Source organism: Streptomyces sp. NPDC037100 (genome assembly GCF_055606225.1).
Genome location: NZ_JBVJSX010000002.1, coordinates 133,703 through 148,139 on the forward strand (window position 1 = coordinate 133,703; position 14,437 = coordinate 148,139).

Sequence of the window (14,437 nt, forward strand, 5' to 3'; positions counted from 1 at the left end):
GGAACCCGGGCCTTCCCTATCCGGTCACGCCCGTCACGCCGCGACCGGAACCTCCGGCGCCGCGCTGTTCGTCGCGGGCGCGAGCGCCAGTTCCAGGACCTGGCGGACGTCGGTGACGGCGTGGACGTCGAGCTTGTCCAGCACCTCCGCCGGGACGTCGTCCAGGTCGGGTTCGTTGCGCTTGGGGATGACCACCGTGGTGACCCCCGCCCGGTGCGCGGCGAGCAGCTTCTGCTTCACACCGCCGATCGGCAGGACCCGCCCGGTCAGCGAGACCTCGCCGGTCATCGCCACGTCCGTGCGGACCAGCCGGCCGGACAGCAGGGACGCGAGGGCCGTGGTCATCGTGATGCCCGCGCTCGGGCCGTCCTTGGGGACCGCGCCCGCCGGGAAGTGGATGTGCACGCCCCGGTCCTTCAGATCGCCCACCGGCAGTTCCAGCTCGGCGCCGTGGGAGCGCAGGAAGCTCAGCGCGATCTGCGCGGACTCCTTCATCACGTCGCCCAGCTGGCCGGTCAGGGTCAGCCCGGCCGCGCCCGTCTCCGGGTCGGCCAGGGACGCCTCGACGTACAGGACGTCACCGCCCGCTCCGGTCACCGCGAGGCCGGTCGCCACGCCGGGGACGGACGTGCGCCGCTCGGCCGGGTCCTGAGCGGACTCGGGCACGTGGTGCGGCCGGCCGATCAGGTCACGCAGGTCCTCGTCCCGAACGGTGAAGGGCAGCTTCCGCTCGCCCAGTTCGTGCTGGGCGGCGACCTTGCGCAGCAGCCGTGCGACGGACCGCTCCAGGGTGCGCACACCCGCCTCGCGGGTGTACTCACCGGCGAGCTTGCGCAGCGCGCCCTCGTCGATGGTCACCTCGTCCTCGCCGAGTCCGGCCCGCTCCAGCTGGCGCGGGAGCAGGTGGTCACGGGCGATGACGACCTTCTCGTCCTCGGTGTAGCCGTCCAGGCGGACGATCTCCATCCGGTCGGCCAGTGCCTCCGGGATCGCCTCCAGGACGTTGGCGGTCGCGAGGAAGACGACATCGGACAGGTCCAGCTCGACCTCCAGGTAGTGGTCCCGGAAGGTGTGGTTCTGCGCCGGGTCGAGCACTTCGAGGAGGGCAGCGGCCGGGTCGCCCCGGAAGTCCGAGCCCACCTTGTCGATCTCGTCGAGCAGCACGACCGGGTTCATCGAGCCCGCCTCCTTGACGGCCCGGACGATCCGGCCCGGCAGCGCGCCGACGTAGGTACGCCGGTGGCCGCGGATCTCGGCCTCGTCGCGGACGCCGCCGAGGGCGACGCGGACGAACTTGCGGCCCATGGCGTGGGCGACGGACTCGCCCAGGCTGGTCTTGCCGACGCCGGGCGGCCCGACGAGCGCGAGCACGGCACCGCCGCGCCGCCCGCCGACCACGCCCAGTCCTCGCTCGGTGCGCCGCTTGCGCACCGCCAGGTACTCGGTGATCCGCTCCTTCACGTCCTCCAGGCCGGAGTGCTCGGCGTCGAGGACGGCCTGGGCGCCCTGGATGTCGTAGGCGTCCTCGGTGCGCTCGTTCCACGGCATCTCCAGGACCGTGTCGAGCCAGGTGCGGATCCAGGAGCCCTCGGGCGACTGGTCGGAGGACCGCTCCAGCTTGTCGACCTCCTTGAGCGCGGCCTCACGGACCTTCTCGGGCAGGTCGGCGGCCTCCACGCGGGTGCGGTAGTCGTCTGACTCCTCGCCCCCCTGCTCACCGTTGAGCTCGCGCAACTCCTTGCGGACGGCTTCCAGCTGACGCCGCAACAGGAATTCGCGCTGCTGCTTGTCGACGCCCTCCTGGACGTCCTTGGCGATCGACTCGGCCACGTCCTGCTCGGCGAGGTGGTCGCGCAACTGCTGGGTGGCGAGCTTCAGCCGGGCCACCGGGTCGGCGGTCTCCAGCAGTTCGACCTTCTGGTCGGTGGTGAGGAACGGCGAGTAGCCGGAGTTGTCGGCGAGCGCCGAGACGTCGTCGATGGCCTGGACCCGGTCGACGACCTGCCAGGCGCCGCGCTTGCGCAGCCAGGCGGTGGCGAGGGCCTTGTACTCCTTCATCAGTTCGGCGAGATGCCCGGGCAGGGGCTCCGGCACGGTCTCGTCGACCTGGGTGCCTTCCACCCAGAGGGCGGCACCGGGACCCGTGGTCCCCGCGCCGATGCGCACCCGGCCCCGGCCGCGGATCAGGGCGCCCGGGTCGCCGTCGGCGAGCCGGCCGACCTGCTCGACGGTGCCGAGGACACCGGTGTTCGCGTAGGTCCCGTCGATGCGTGGCACCAGGAGTACCCGGGGCTTTCCGGGCGTTGACCGGGCAGCGGCCTGAGCGGCCTCCACCGCGGCACGGACCTCGGAATCGCTCAGGTCCAGCGGGACCACCATCCCTGGCAGCACGACCTCGCCGTCGAGCGGCAGCACGGGCAGGGTGAGCGGTGTGAACGCCGTGGACTCAGCAGCCATGATCTCCCCTTCGGCAGTCAAGTTGAGCTATGCCGACTCAATGCTTGAGCGGCGCCGGATGTTCCCCAGCCACTGTTCGCTGTCAGCGATCACCCATGACGCCGGGAGCCGGAGGGCGCGTAAGGTCCCCAGGTAAGGGATGATCAGGATTCGCGCTCATTACAGGGGGACGACATGGACGGAACCGTGCAGGCCTGGGTGAACGGATGGGTCGTGTCGCGCGGGGCCGCTCCACCCCTGGCCGAGCCGTGGGGCTGGACCATCGACATGGGGATGTACGGCCACGTCACGCGGCACGTGTTCGGCGCGACGGGCGAGAGCCTCGACGAGACGACCGTCCGCAAGGTGGCCGACGGGGTGACCGGCCGGGGTGTATGGCTGAAGGCCTTCCGGGATCCGTCGGTGGTCTCCGGCTGGCTGGACGACACCTGGTGGATCGACCCCGAGCCCGGCTGCCTGATGACGGTCCCCCTGAAGGCGGACGGCGCTCCGGCCGTCCCCGAGGGTTTCCGGCTGCGCGAGTGGTCGCGCGGTGGAGTGACCCGTCTGATGGTGGCCGCGCCGGACGGGTCCCTGGCGGCCCGCGGACAGGTCACACCGACGGGCGAGACCGCTGTCGTCGACCAGATCGAGACGGCCCCCGAGCACCGCCGCAAGGGTCTGGGCAGCCTCGTCGTACGGACCTTGCAGAACGCCGCCGTCCGGCAGGGGGCGCGGACCGGAGTCCTGGCAGGCACCCCCGCGGGCCGAGGGCTCTACGAGGCGTTGGGCTGGGAGATGGTGGCCCCGCTGACCAGCGCCAGGCACGACCCGCCGGCCTCCGCCGGGGCCTGAAGGCCCTCGTGGTCAGCCCCCGGCCGGGCCGAGGCGCGTCGCGCACCACCGCCGGACCGCCGGCCAGGCCACGATTCCGATGCCCAAGGCGATGAGGTGACCCCAGTTCGTCATCGGGTCGGCGTAGGCGAGCAGGTCCTGGAGCAGCATCCAGCCGAACGCGGCCAGCAGCGGCAGACGCTGCCACCGCGGCAGCAGACCGGCCAGGGCGCCGATACCGGCGGCGACGCCGAAGCTGACGCCGTAGTCGAGGCGGTGCAGGGAGCTGTCCGGAAGGTGACCGGCCAGGACCGCGAGGCCCACGGGGACCTCGGTGGCGAGGGTGGCCAGTACATGGCCGAGGAGGAAGACAGCGGCCGTGCGCAGGGCCCCGATCCGCCGCTCCAGTGCCGTCAGCGCCAGTACGAAGGCGATGGCGAACGGCGAGGTCACCCCGCCCGCGACCCACAGCGCGCTGCCGATCAGCACCAGCCCCGGCGTCCGCAGAAGGTGCGTCACATCCGTGCTGGAGCCCTGGAGCAGGGCGTGCACCAGGGCCGGGTCCGCGTAGGCGGCGATCAGCGAGGTGAGGCAGAGGACGACCGCGTATCCGAAGGTGAACGGCGTCCCGGTGGGGGTCGGCAGCAACCGCCAGGGCCGCGGCGATCGCCGGGGCCCTGCCGCCGGAGTGGGTTCCCGCAGCGCCGCGCCTGCCGTCTCGCGCGGGATCCGCTGCCGCGGCACCCCGTCCAGCAGCCCCGGCACGTCCTGGACGGGCGCGCCCGTCGGCTTCGGTGTGGCCGTCTCGGGGGGCGGCGCGGGGCGTTCCACGAAAGGCGCTCCTTTCCCTCAGGTCCCAGCCTTCGCGGCGGACCCCGCGCTGTCTGTGACCCGCGCCACGCTGGAGCCGATGCACAGCAACCCGCAAGCATCGCCCCGAGTCCCCCAGGGGGCCCGGGGAAATACGAGGCACCACACCCCTCTGCCCTGCCAGGATGCCCCCATGCCTACCCCTTACGACATTCCCGACGTCCTGGACCGTCGCGAGGGCCCCCACGGTGAGGTGGTGCTGCGACGGCACGGTGACCGGCTGGAGATCATCGCCAACGGCTGTTTCCTGATGGACACCTCCGACGGCCGCTCGGAGCGGCGGCTGGTCGACGCGGCACTGGACGCCCTGGCCGGCCGGGACCGCCCCGAGGTCCTGATCGGCGGGCTCGGCGTCGGCTTCTCCCTCGCGCACGCCGCCGCGGACCCGCGCTGGGGACGGATCACAGTGGTGGAACGCGAGCACGCGATCGTCGAGTGGCACCGCGACGGCCCGCTCTCCGCGCTCTCCGCCCAGGCTTTGGCCGACCCCCGCACGCATATCGTCGAGGCCGATCTCGTCGCACACGTCAATGAGACATCCGACACATATGACGCCCTGTGTCTCGACATCGACAACGGACCCGGCTGGACCGTCACCGAAGGCAACGGAAATCTGTACCGGGCGGCCGGACTGGCAAGCTGTGCAAGGGTGTTGAGACCCGGCGGGGTTCTGGCCGTCTGGTCCGCCCAGCCGTCTCCGGAATTCGAAGAAACCTTGCGGAATGCCGGGTTCCAGCAGGTGCGTACCGAAGAGATCCCGGTTGCCCGGGGCGTTCCGGACGTGGTGCACCTCGCCATCAGCCCTGGATAGCAAAGGCGTACTGACTCCCCGTACGCTGCTCCCCTGACGCCGATCATTCAAGCGTCAATCGCAACCATGCGCAGGCATAGCCAGTCAGAAGGAATCACCCCACTGATTCCGGAAAGCACACCCCAGGGGCGGGCGATGGAGCAGACACAGACCTCCCACAACGGTTCGGCGACGGCTACTCCGGGCGCGCAGCGCCGGGTCCTGGTGGTCGAGGACGACGCGACGATCGTGGACGCCATCGCGACCCGCCTGCGGGCCGAGGGATTCCTCGTGCAAACAGCGGGCGACGGCCCGGCCGCGGTCGACACGGCCGAGGCGTGGCAGCCCGACCTGCTGATCCTCGACATCATGCTGCCCGGCTTCGACGGTCTGGAGGTCTGCCGACGCGTGCAGGCCGCCCGCCCGGTGCCGGTGATGATGCTCACCGCGCGCGACGACGAGACCGACATGCTGGTCGGCCTCGGTGTCGGCGCCGACGACTACATGACCAAGCCCTTCTCGATGCGGGAGCTGGCGGCGCGCGTGCATGTCCTGCTGCGCCGGGTGGAGCGGGCCGCCATCGCGGCGGCCACCCCCCGCTCCGGCATCCTGCGCCTCGGCGAACTGGAGATCGACCACGCACAGCGCCGGGTCCGGGTGCGCAGCGAGGACGTCCACCTCACGCCCACCGAGTTCGATCTGCTGGTGTGCCTGGCCAACACCCCGCGCGCGGTGCTCTCCCGTGAGCAGCTGCTGGCCGAGGTCTGGGACTGGGCGGACGCCTCCGGCACCCGCACGGTCGACAGCCACATCAAGGCCCTGCGCCGGAAGATCGGCGCCGAGCGGATCCGCACGGTGCACGGCGTGGGTTACGCCCTGGAGACCCCGACGCCATGAGCGGCGGGCCGGCCGCACGGAAAAACCCCGGGGAGAACCCCTGGGGCGGGGTGAGCCCGTTCTCGATCAAGACCAAGCTGGGCGCGCTGGTCGTCATCTCGGTGCTGATCACCACGGGCCTGTCGGTGATCGCGGTGCACACCAAGACGGAGCTGCGCTTCATCACGGTCTTCTCGATGATCGCCACGCTCCTCATTACGCAGTTCGTGGCCCATTCGCTCACCGCACCGCTGGACGAGATGACCGCGGTGGCCCGCTCCATCTCGCAGGGCGACTACACCCGCCGCACGCGGGAGAACCGCCGTGACGAGCTCGGCGACCTGGCCGTGACGATCAACGCCATGGCCGACGAGCTGGAAGCACAGGACAGCCAGCGCAAGGAACTCGTGGCGAATGTCTCGCACGAGCTGCGCACGCCCATCGCCGGTCTGCGCGCGGTGCTGGAGAACATCGTCGACGGCGTCACGCAGGCCGACCCGGAGACCATGCGCACGGCCCTGAAGCAGACCGAGCGCCTCGGCCGGCTGGTGGAGACCCTGCTGGATCTCTCCCGCCTGGACAACGGCGTCGTACCGCTGAAACAGCGGCGCTTCGAGGTGTGGCCGTACCTGTCCGGCGTGCTGAAGGAGGCCAACATGGTCGCCTCCGTACGCGCGGGCATCGCCACCGGCTCGGGCAGTCACACCCGTACGGACGTCCATCTGCACCTCGACGTCCATCCACCGGAGTTGACCGCGCACGCCGACCCGGAGCGCATCCACCAGGTCGTCGCCAATCTCATCGACAACGCGGTCAAGCACAGCCCGCCGCACGGCCGGGTGACGGTCAAGGCGCGGCGCGGTGCCCTGCCGGAGTCGCTGGAGCTGGAGGTGCTGGACGAGGGCCCCGGCATTCCGAAGTCCGAGTGGCACCGTGTCTTCGAGCGGTTCAACCGCGGCAGCGCCAAGCGGCCGCAGGGGCCGGGCAGCGACGGCGGCACGGGCCTCGGCCTGGCCATCGCCCGCTGGGCCGTGGACCTGCACGGGGGCCGGATCGGAGTGGCCGAATCCGAGCGGGGTTGCCGGATTCTTGTCACTCTTCCGGGACTGTCATCCGTGCCAAGTTGACGTAAAGTTCGAAGCGGAGCCACAAGATCCACGGGCGTCCGCGCTGACGGACACGTGTGATCAGGCACGGGCCCGCGCCATCGGCGCCCTGGGCCCTGCCTCGCTCTTGTCTCATAAAGCGGAACCACGCTTGTTTCCCGCCATTTCAAGCCCCGAAACACGGTTCCAGATGTGATGTGCACGACGTTGAACGGGCCCGGCCTGACCTACCCCCTCCAGGGGGCGTAGCCTTGATTCCCGCTGTCCATCATCTTGTGAAGCGGAAGAGGGCGGTTGCCGCCGTGTCGCCACAGTCCCCCAGTAACTCGAGCATCTCGACCGACACCGACCAAGCGGGGAAGAACCCTGCTGCGTCGTTCGGTGCCAACGAGTGGCTCGTCGACGAGATCTATCAGCAGTACCTCCAGGACCCGAATTCGGTAGACCGAGCCTGGTGGGACTTCTTCGCCGACTACAAGCCAGGGGCGGCTGCCGCCTCGGCTCCGGCGGGTACCGCGGCCGCGGGGGCCGCAGGGACCACCACCGCTCAGGCGGCCGCTCCGGCCGCTCCGGCCGCTCCCGCCCAGGCCCCCGCCCCGGCGGCCGAGAAGCCCGCCGCCGCGCCGGCTCCGGCCCAGGCGAAGCCCGCCGCACAGGCACCGGCCCAGGCCCCCGCTCCGGCGAAGGCCGCTCCGGCCGCCGCCAAGCCGGCCGCGGCCAAGCCCGCGCCCGCGAAGCCGAAGGCCGAGGCGGACGGTCAGGCCCCCTCCGGCCCCGAGCAGATCGTGCTGCGCGGTCCCGCCGCCGCGGTCGCCAAGAACATGAACGCCTCCCTGGAGGTGCCCACGGCCACGTCCGTGCGCGCGGTCCCGGTGAAGCTGCTGTTCGACAACCGCATCGTCATCAACAACCACCTGAAGCGTGCCCGGGGCGGGAAGATCTCCTTCACGCACCTGATCGGCTACGCGATGGTGCAGGCCATCAAGGCCATGCCGTCGATGAACTACTCCTTCGCGGAGAAGGACGGCAAGCCGACCCTGGTCAAGCCGGAGCACGTCAACTTCGGCCTCGCCATCGACCTGGTCAAGCCCAACGGCGACCGCCAGCTCGTGGTCGCGGGCATCAAGAAGGCCGAGACGCTGAACTTCTTCGAGTTCTGGCAGGCCTACGAGGACATCGTCCGCCGCGCCCGCGACGGCAAGCTGGGCATGGACGACTTCACCGGCGTGACGGTCTCCCTGACCAACCCCGGCGGCCTCGGCACCGTCCACTCCGTGCCGCGTCTGATGCCCGGCCAGTCGGTGATCATGGGCGTCGGCTCCATGGACTACCCGGCCGAGTTCCAGGGCACGTCCCAGGACACGCTGAACAAGCTCGGCATCTCGAAGGTCATGACGCTCACGTCGACCTACGACCACCGGGTCATCCAGGGCGCCGCCTCCGGCGAGTTCCTGCGGATCGTCGCGAACCTCCTCCTCGGTGAGAACGGCTTCTACGACGACGTCTTCGAGGCGCTGCGCATCCCCTACGAGCCGGTCCGCTGGCTCAAGGACATCGACGCGTCCCACGACGACGACGTCACCAAGGCCGCCCGCGTCTTCGAGCTGATCCACTCCTACCGGGTCCGCGGCCACGTCATGGCCGACACCGACCCGCTGGAGTACCAGCAGCGCAAGCACCCCGACCTGGACATCACCGAGCACGGGCTCACCCTGTGGGACCTGGAGCGCGAGTTCGCCGTCGGCGGCTTCTCCGGCAAGTCGATGATGAAGCTGCGCGACATCCTCGGCGTCCTGCGCGACTCGTACTGCCGCACCACCGGCATCGAGTTCATGCACATCCAGGACCCAAAGCAGCGCAAGTGGATCCAGGACCGCGTGGAGCGCCCGCACTCCAAGCCGGAGCGCGAGGAGCAGCTGCGCATCCTGCGCCGGCTGAACGCTGCCGAGGCCTTCGAGACCTTCCTGCAGACGAAGTACGTCGGCCAGAAGCGCTTCTCCCTGGAGGGCGGCGAGTCCGTCATCCCGCTGCTGGACGCCGTGCTGGACTCGGCCGCCGAGTCCCGCCTGGACGAGGTCGTCATCGGCATGGCCCACCGCGGCCGGCTGAACGTCCTCGCCAACATCGTCGGCAAGTCCTACGCCCAGATCTTCCGCGAGTTCGAGGGCAACCTCGACCCGAAGTCGATGCACGGCTCCGGTGACGTGAAGTACCACCTGGGCGCCGAGGGCACCTTCACCGGTCTCGACGGCGAGCAGATCAAGGTCTCCCTGGTCGCGAACCCCTCGCACCTGGAGGCGGTGGACCCGGTCCTGGAGGGCGTCTCGCGCGCCAAGCAGGACATCATCAACAAGGGCGGCACCGACTTCACCGTCCTGCCGGTGGCGATCCACGGCGACGCGGCCTTCGCGGGCCAGGGCGTGGTGGCCGAGACCCTGAACATGTCGCAGCTGCGCGGCTACCGCACCGGCGGCACGGTCCACATCGTCATCAACAACCAGGTCGGCTTCACCGCGGCCCCCGAGTCCTCGCGTTCCTCCATGTACGCGACGGACGTGGCCCGCATGATCGAGGCCCCGATCTTCCACGTGAACGGCGACGACCCGGAGGCCGTGGTCCGCGTCGCGCGGCTCGCCTTCGAGTTCCGCCAGGCGTTCAACAAGGACGTGGTGATCGACCTCATCTGCTACCGCCGCCGCGGTCACAACGAGTCGGACAACCCGGCCTTCACCCAGCCGCTGATGTACGACCTGATCGACAAGAAGCGCTCGGTGCGCAAGCTCTACACCGAGTCCCTCATCGGTCGCGGCGACATCACCCTGGAAGAGGCCGAGCAGGCGCTGCAGGACTACCAGGGCCAGCTGGAGAAGGTCTTCACGGAGGTCCGTGAGGCCACGTCCCAGCCGGGCACGGTCGAGTCCTCGGACCCGCAGGCCGAGTTCCCGGTCGCCGTGAACACCGCGGTGACCACGGAGGTCGTCAAGCGGATCGCCGAGTCCCAGGTCAACATCCCCGACCACATCACCGTGCACCCGCGTCTGCTGCCGCAGCTGCAGCGCCGGGCGTCGATGGTCGAGGACGGCACGATCGACTGGGGCATGGGCGAGACCCTCGCGATCGGTTCCCTCCTGCTGGAGGGCGTCCCGGTCCGCCTGGCCGGCCAGGACTCGCAGCGCGGTACGTTCGGCCAGCGCCACGCGGTCATCATCGACCGCAGCACGGGCGACGAATACACGCCGCTGCAGTACCTCTCCGAGGACCAGGCGCGGCTGAACGTCTACAACTCCCTCCTCTCCGAGTACGCGGCGATGGGCTTCGAGTACGGCTACTCGCTGGCCCGCCCCGAGGCGCTCGTGATGTGGGAGGCGCAGTTCGGCGACTTCGTCAACGGCGCCCAGACGGTCGTGGACGAGTTCATCTCGTCGGCCGAGCAGAAGTGGGCCCAGACCTCCGGCGTCGTCCTGCTCCTGCCGCACGGCTACGAGGGTCAGGGCCCGGACCACTCCTCGGCCCGCCCGGAGCGCTTCCTGCAGATGTGCGCGCAGAACAACATGACGGTCGCCATGCCGACGTCGCCGTCGAACTACTTCCACCTCCTGCGGTGGCAGGTGCACAACCCGCACCACAAGCCGCTGGTGGTCTTCACGCCGAAGTCGATGCTGCGCCTGAAGGCGGCGGCGGCGAAGGCGGAGGAGTTCACGACGGGCCAGTTCCAGCCGGTCATCGGCGACGCGTCGGTGGACCCGGCCGCGGTCAAGAAGGTCGTCTTCTGCGCCGGCAAGGTCTACTACGACCTGGAGGCCGAGCGTCAGAAGCGCGGCGTCACGGACACGGCGATCATCCGCATCGAGCGCCTGTACCCGCTGCCGGGTGCCGAGCTCCAGGCGGAGATCAAGAAGTACCCGAACGCCGAGAAGTACCTGTGGGCCCAGGAGGAGCCGGCGAACCAGGGTGCCTGGCCGTTCATCGCGCTCAACCTGATCGACCACCTGGACCTGGCGGTCGGCGCGGACGTCCCGCACGGCGAGCGGCTGCGGCGCATCTCGCGCCCGCACGGCTCGTCCCCCGCGGTGGGTTCCGCGAAGCGTCACCAGGCCGAGCAGGAGCAGCTGGTGCGTGAGGTGTTCGAGGCGTAATCGCCCTCGCGCGCCTGCTCGGCCGGGCCGCATCCCCGCTTCGGGGGTGCGGCCCGGCCGTTTTCGCGCACCTATCCTTGAGGCATGTACTTCACGGACCGTGGCATCGAGGAACTGGAGAAGCGGCGCGGCGAGGAGGAAGTCACCTTCGAGTGGCTCGCCGAGCAGCTGCGGACGTTCGTCGATCTCAATCCCGACTTCGAGGTGCCGGTGGAGCGGCTGGCCACGTGGCTGGCGCGGCTGGACGACGAGGACGACGAGTAGGAACCGGCTCCGGCCGCTCCCGGGGCGTCAGTCGCGCGGGTGCGTGAAGGTGTAGGTCAGGCCCAGCACGCCGTGCGCGAGAAGCAGGGCGCCGGCCGTGACCCAGCCCCAGCCGCCGCTGTGCCTGCGCAGGCCCCAGGCCAGCAGCGGCGCGCCCGCCGCCACCTGTGCCAGAGCCAGTGCGCGCGCCCCGGGGCCGCCGGTCCAGGGCATCCGGGGGCCGAGGCGGCTGTGGTCGAGGGTGTCGCCCTCCGCGCCCGCCCCGGTCCAGGGCTTCCGGGGGCCGAGGCGGCTGTGGTCGACGGTGTCGCCTTCCGCGCCCGCGTCACGCCGGCCCGGCCGTTCGACGGGCAGGCTGTCCGGCATGTGGGCGGCGGCCTCCAGGAGGCGGTCGGCGGGTTCGCCGGGGGCGAGTTCGGCGGGCGGTACGACGCCCACGCGCGCGAGGACCGCCAGCAGCCCGCGCAGACGGGTGCCGGCGTCGGCCCCGGAGGCGGGTTCGGCCAGCTCGTCGAGGGCCTGGACGTCCAGGACGGGGTCGAGACCCATCCGTGCGGCGAAGGTGTGCAGGGCCTCGACCTCCCCCACCGGCACGCCGCTCGCGAGCCACACGAAGCCGACCGGGCGGCGGAAGCCGGACGCGAGCGCGAATCCCGCGTGGTCGGTGTCCCACCACAGGGCGAGGACGGGCCAGGGCGCGCCGACGGCGAGGGCCGTGGCCCAGCCGGTGACCACGCGGTCGACCGGCTCGGTGCCGTCCTGCCAGGGCCCGCCGCCGGGGACGAGAACGCTCCATGCGTCGCCCGCGCGCGTGAGCCGCATCGGTGCGCGCAGCAGACGGGCGACAGGAGCGACGGACGCGGGTGCCGCCCGGCACAGCAGGAGTGCCCCAGGCGCGGGTCCGGTGCGGGCAGCTTCCGTCGACATGGTCACACGCTAGGACGAATCATCACCTTTTGAGCAGTTCTGACCGTTCCGCCCTCCCCAAAACGGGTGTCTTGACTTTCCCCGGCCACGATATATCGTGAATTCGAGAGGACGCGATATGGCGCGTCGAGTCGGGGAGGTCACCATGTCCGAGTGGTCCGTCACAGAACCGAGGAAGCTCACCTTCGACGAGCCCGTGAGCGACCTGCGTGTGCGCATCGTCAACGGAACGGTGAACGTGGTGGGCACGGACGAAGGTTCCGCCCGCCTGGAGATCTCCGAGATCGAGGGGCCGCCCCTGGTGGTGACCCAGCAGGACGGCGTCCTCACGGTGACCTACGAGGACCTGCCCTGGAAGGGCTTCCTGAAGTGGCTGGACCGCAAGGGCTGGCGCCGCAGCGCGGTGGTCTCCCTGGCCGTGCCGCCCGGCACTCGCGTGGAGGTGGGCGTGGTGGGCGCGGCCGCCGTGCTCTCCGGGATCCATGGCCCGACGGTGGTGAAGGGCGTCACCGGCGACACGACACTGGTGGGCCTGTCCGGCCCGGTGCGCGCCGACACGGTCTCCGGCGGCCTGGAGGCCCAGGGCGTGACCGGCGACCTGCGGTTCAACTCGGTCTCCGGCGACCTCACGGTGATCGAGGGCTCCGGCCCCTCCGTGCGGGCGGAGTCGGTCAGTGGCTCGATGATCGTCGACCTCGACCCGAACGGCCCGACGGACGTCCGGCTGACCAGCGTCTCGGGCGAGATCGCCATCCGGCTGCCGTACCCGGCGGACGCGGAGGTCGAGGCGAACACGGCGAGCGGCTCCCTTTCCAACGCCTTCGAAGGCCTGCGGGTGCACGGCCAGTGGGGAGCCCACAAAATCACGGGCCGGCTCGGCGCGGGCACCGGCAAACTGCGGGCCACCACCGTCTCCGGCTCGATCGCCCTGCTCCGTCGCCCGGCCGGAGAGGACGATCACGACGACGAGCCATGGGGCACGCGGCCCGACAGCAGCGGCGCGGCGGCAGCCCCGGCGAGCGGCCCCCGGGACGGCTCGGGAGACAATTCCGTCTCCGGCCCGGGCGACGGCCCCGCCACCGCCCCGGCCGACGGCACAACCGACAAGAAGGTGCTCTGACATGCCCCCCGTCTTCGCCCACGGCCGCCTCCGCCTCTACCTGCTGAAGCTGCTGGACGAGGCGCCCCGCCACGGCTACGAGGTGATCCGCCTCCTCGAGGAGCGCTTCCAGGGGCTGTACGCGCCGTCGGCGGGCACGGTCTACCCGCGTCTGGCCAAGCTGGAGGCCGAGGGCCTGGTCACCCACACCACCGAGGGCGGCCGCAAGGTCTACTCGATCACGGACGCGGGCCGCGCCGAACTGGCCGACCGCAGCGGCGAGCTGGCCGACCTGGAACTGGAGATCCGGGAGTCGGTCGCCGAACTGGCCGCGGAGATCCAGGCCGACGTGCGCGGAGCCGCCGGAGACCTGCGCCGCGAGATGCGCGCGGCGGCGACGGAGGCCCGCCGGGGCAACGGCACCACGACCGACGGCACGACGGGCACCCCCTACGGCGACTTCTCGCAGTACGGCGACAAGGAGGCCTGGCGCATCGCCAAGGAGGAGATGCGCCGGGCCCGCCAGGAGTGGAAGGAGCAGGCCCGGCGCGCCAAGGACGAGAGCCGCCGCGCCCGCGAGGACGCCCAGCGCGCCCGCCGCCAGGCGAAGGAGGCCCAGGAGCAGGCCCGGGTCCAGGCCCAGGAGCAGGTGCAGCGCATCACCCGCCACGTCCAGGAACAGGTGCAGGACCACTTCGCCCGCGGCGACTGGCCGACGGGTCTGCGTGAGGGCCTGAGCGAACTGGTCAAGGAGGTGGGCGAGTTCGGAAAGGACTACGGCAAGGACTTCGGCAAGGACCTGGGCTTCGACTGGCCCGGCACCGGCAAGCCCACCGCGGAGCCGCCTCACGCCCAGGCCCCGGAGGACTTCCCGGCCGCCTATGAACCGGCCTGGGCCCACGAGGACACCGCGGACTCGACCGGCGACCCGGCCCGCGACCTGGACCGCCTGCTCGACCGCTTCCGGGACGACATCCGTGACGCGGCCCGGGACCACGGCGTCACCCCCGACCAGCTGCGGGACGCCCGCCGCCATCTGTCGACGGCGGCGGCCCACATAGGAGCTCTCCTGCGCACGCAGAAGAGGTAGGCGCCCGGG

The 14,437-nt window shown here is 71.0% G+C and carries 11 protein-coding genes; 8 read left to right on the forward strand and 3 right to left on the reverse strand.

All coding sequences use genetic code 11. The annotated features are described in order from the left end of the window. Positions 1-33: 33 nt before the first annotated feature. Positions 34-2,457: an endopeptidase La gene (lon, locus tag ACZ7EG_RS05725; RefSeq protein ID WP_471072820.1), complete on the reverse strand. Its 2,424-nt coding sequence runs from the start codon at positions 2,455-2,457 to the stop codon at positions 34-36. Positions 2,458-2,631: 174 nt separating this feature from the next. Between lon and ACZ7EG_RS05730 the strand changes: the two genes are divergently transcribed. Beyond that, a complete protein-coding gene (locus ACZ7EG_RS05730; protein ID WP_471072823.1) occupies positions 2,632-3,291 on the forward strand; it encodes a GNAT family N-acetyltransferase in 660 nt (219 codons plus the stop codon). 12 nt (positions 3,292-3,303) lie between these two features. On the opposite strand, the gene ACZ7EG_RS05735 is transcribed toward ACZ7EG_RS05730, so the two are convergent. Beyond that, on the reverse strand, positions 3,304-4,101 hold the full coding sequence (locus tag ACZ7EG_RS05735) for a rhomboid-like protein (RefSeq protein WP_471072826.1): 798 nt from the start codon (positions 4,099-4,101) through the stop codon (positions 3,304-3,306). Positions 4,102-4,273: 172 nt separating this feature from the next. Between ACZ7EG_RS05735 and ACZ7EG_RS05740 the strand changes: the two genes are divergently transcribed. The 5 genes from ACZ7EG_RS05740 to ACZ7EG_RS05760 all read left to right on the forward strand — a co-directional run bounded on the left by ACZ7EG_RS05740 (position 4,274) and on the right by ACZ7EG_RS05760 (position 11,312). After that, complete coding sequence (locus ACZ7EG_RS05740; RefSeq protein WP_471072829.1) at positions 4,274-4,951, forward strand: spermine/spermidine synthase domain-containing protein; 678 nt, start codon at positions 4,274-4,276, stop codon at positions 4,949-4,951. Between the two features lie 135 nt (positions 4,952-5,086). Further along, the gene (locus ACZ7EG_RS05745) at positions 5,087-5,827 is read left to right on the forward strand and encodes a response regulator transcription factor (RefSeq protein ID WP_030851757.1); all 741 of its coding nucleotides are present in this window, start codon (positions 5,087-5,089) and stop codon (positions 5,825-5,827) included. Next, complete coding sequence (locus ACZ7EG_RS05750) at positions 5,824-6,933, forward strand: sensor histidine kinase (protein ID WP_471072832.1); 1,110 nt, start codon at positions 5,824-5,826, stop codon at positions 6,931-6,933. The genes ACZ7EG_RS05745 and ACZ7EG_RS05750 overlap by 4 nt, the downstream gene beginning before the upstream one ends. A gap of 281 nt (positions 6,934-7,214) precedes the next feature. Then, complete coding sequence (locus ACZ7EG_RS05755) at positions 7,215-11,048, forward strand: multifunctional oxoglutarate decarboxylase/oxoglutarate dehydrogenase thiamine pyrophosphate-binding subunit/dihydrolipoyllysine-residue succinyltransferase subunit (RefSeq protein ID WP_471072835.1); 3,834 nt, start codon at positions 7,215-7,217, stop codon at positions 11,046-11,048. Positions 11,049-11,132: 84 nt separating this feature from the next. Next, the gene (locus ACZ7EG_RS05760; RefSeq protein WP_003992906.1) at positions 11,133-11,312 is read left to right on the forward strand and encodes a DUF6104 family protein; all 180 of its coding nucleotides are present in this window, start codon (positions 11,133-11,135) and stop codon (positions 11,310-11,312) included. Positions 11,313-11,339: 27 nt separating this feature from the next. Here ACZ7EG_RS05760 and ACZ7EG_RS05765 read toward each other — a convergent pair whose 3' ends face one another. Next, positions 11,340-12,239, reverse strand: a complete 900-nt coding sequence (locus ACZ7EG_RS05765; RefSeq protein ID WP_471072838.1) for a hypothetical protein — start codon at positions 12,237-12,239, stop codon at positions 11,340-11,342. A gap of 145 nt (positions 12,240-12,384) precedes the next feature. On the opposite strand from ACZ7EG_RS05765, the gene ACZ7EG_RS05770 reads away from it, so the two are divergent. Next, positions 12,385-13,359 (forward strand): DUF4097 family beta strand repeat-containing protein, encoded by a 975-nt coding sequence (locus ACZ7EG_RS05770; RefSeq protein ID WP_471072842.1) that lies wholly within the window; start codon positions 12,385-12,387, stop codon positions 13,357-13,359. 1 nt (position 13,360) lies between these two features. Further along, complete coding sequence (locus tag ACZ7EG_RS05775; RefSeq protein ID WP_471072845.1) at positions 13,361-14,428, forward strand: PadR family transcriptional regulator; 1,068 nt, start codon at positions 13,361-13,363, stop codon at positions 14,426-14,428. Positions 14,429-14,437: the final 9 nt, after the last annotated feature.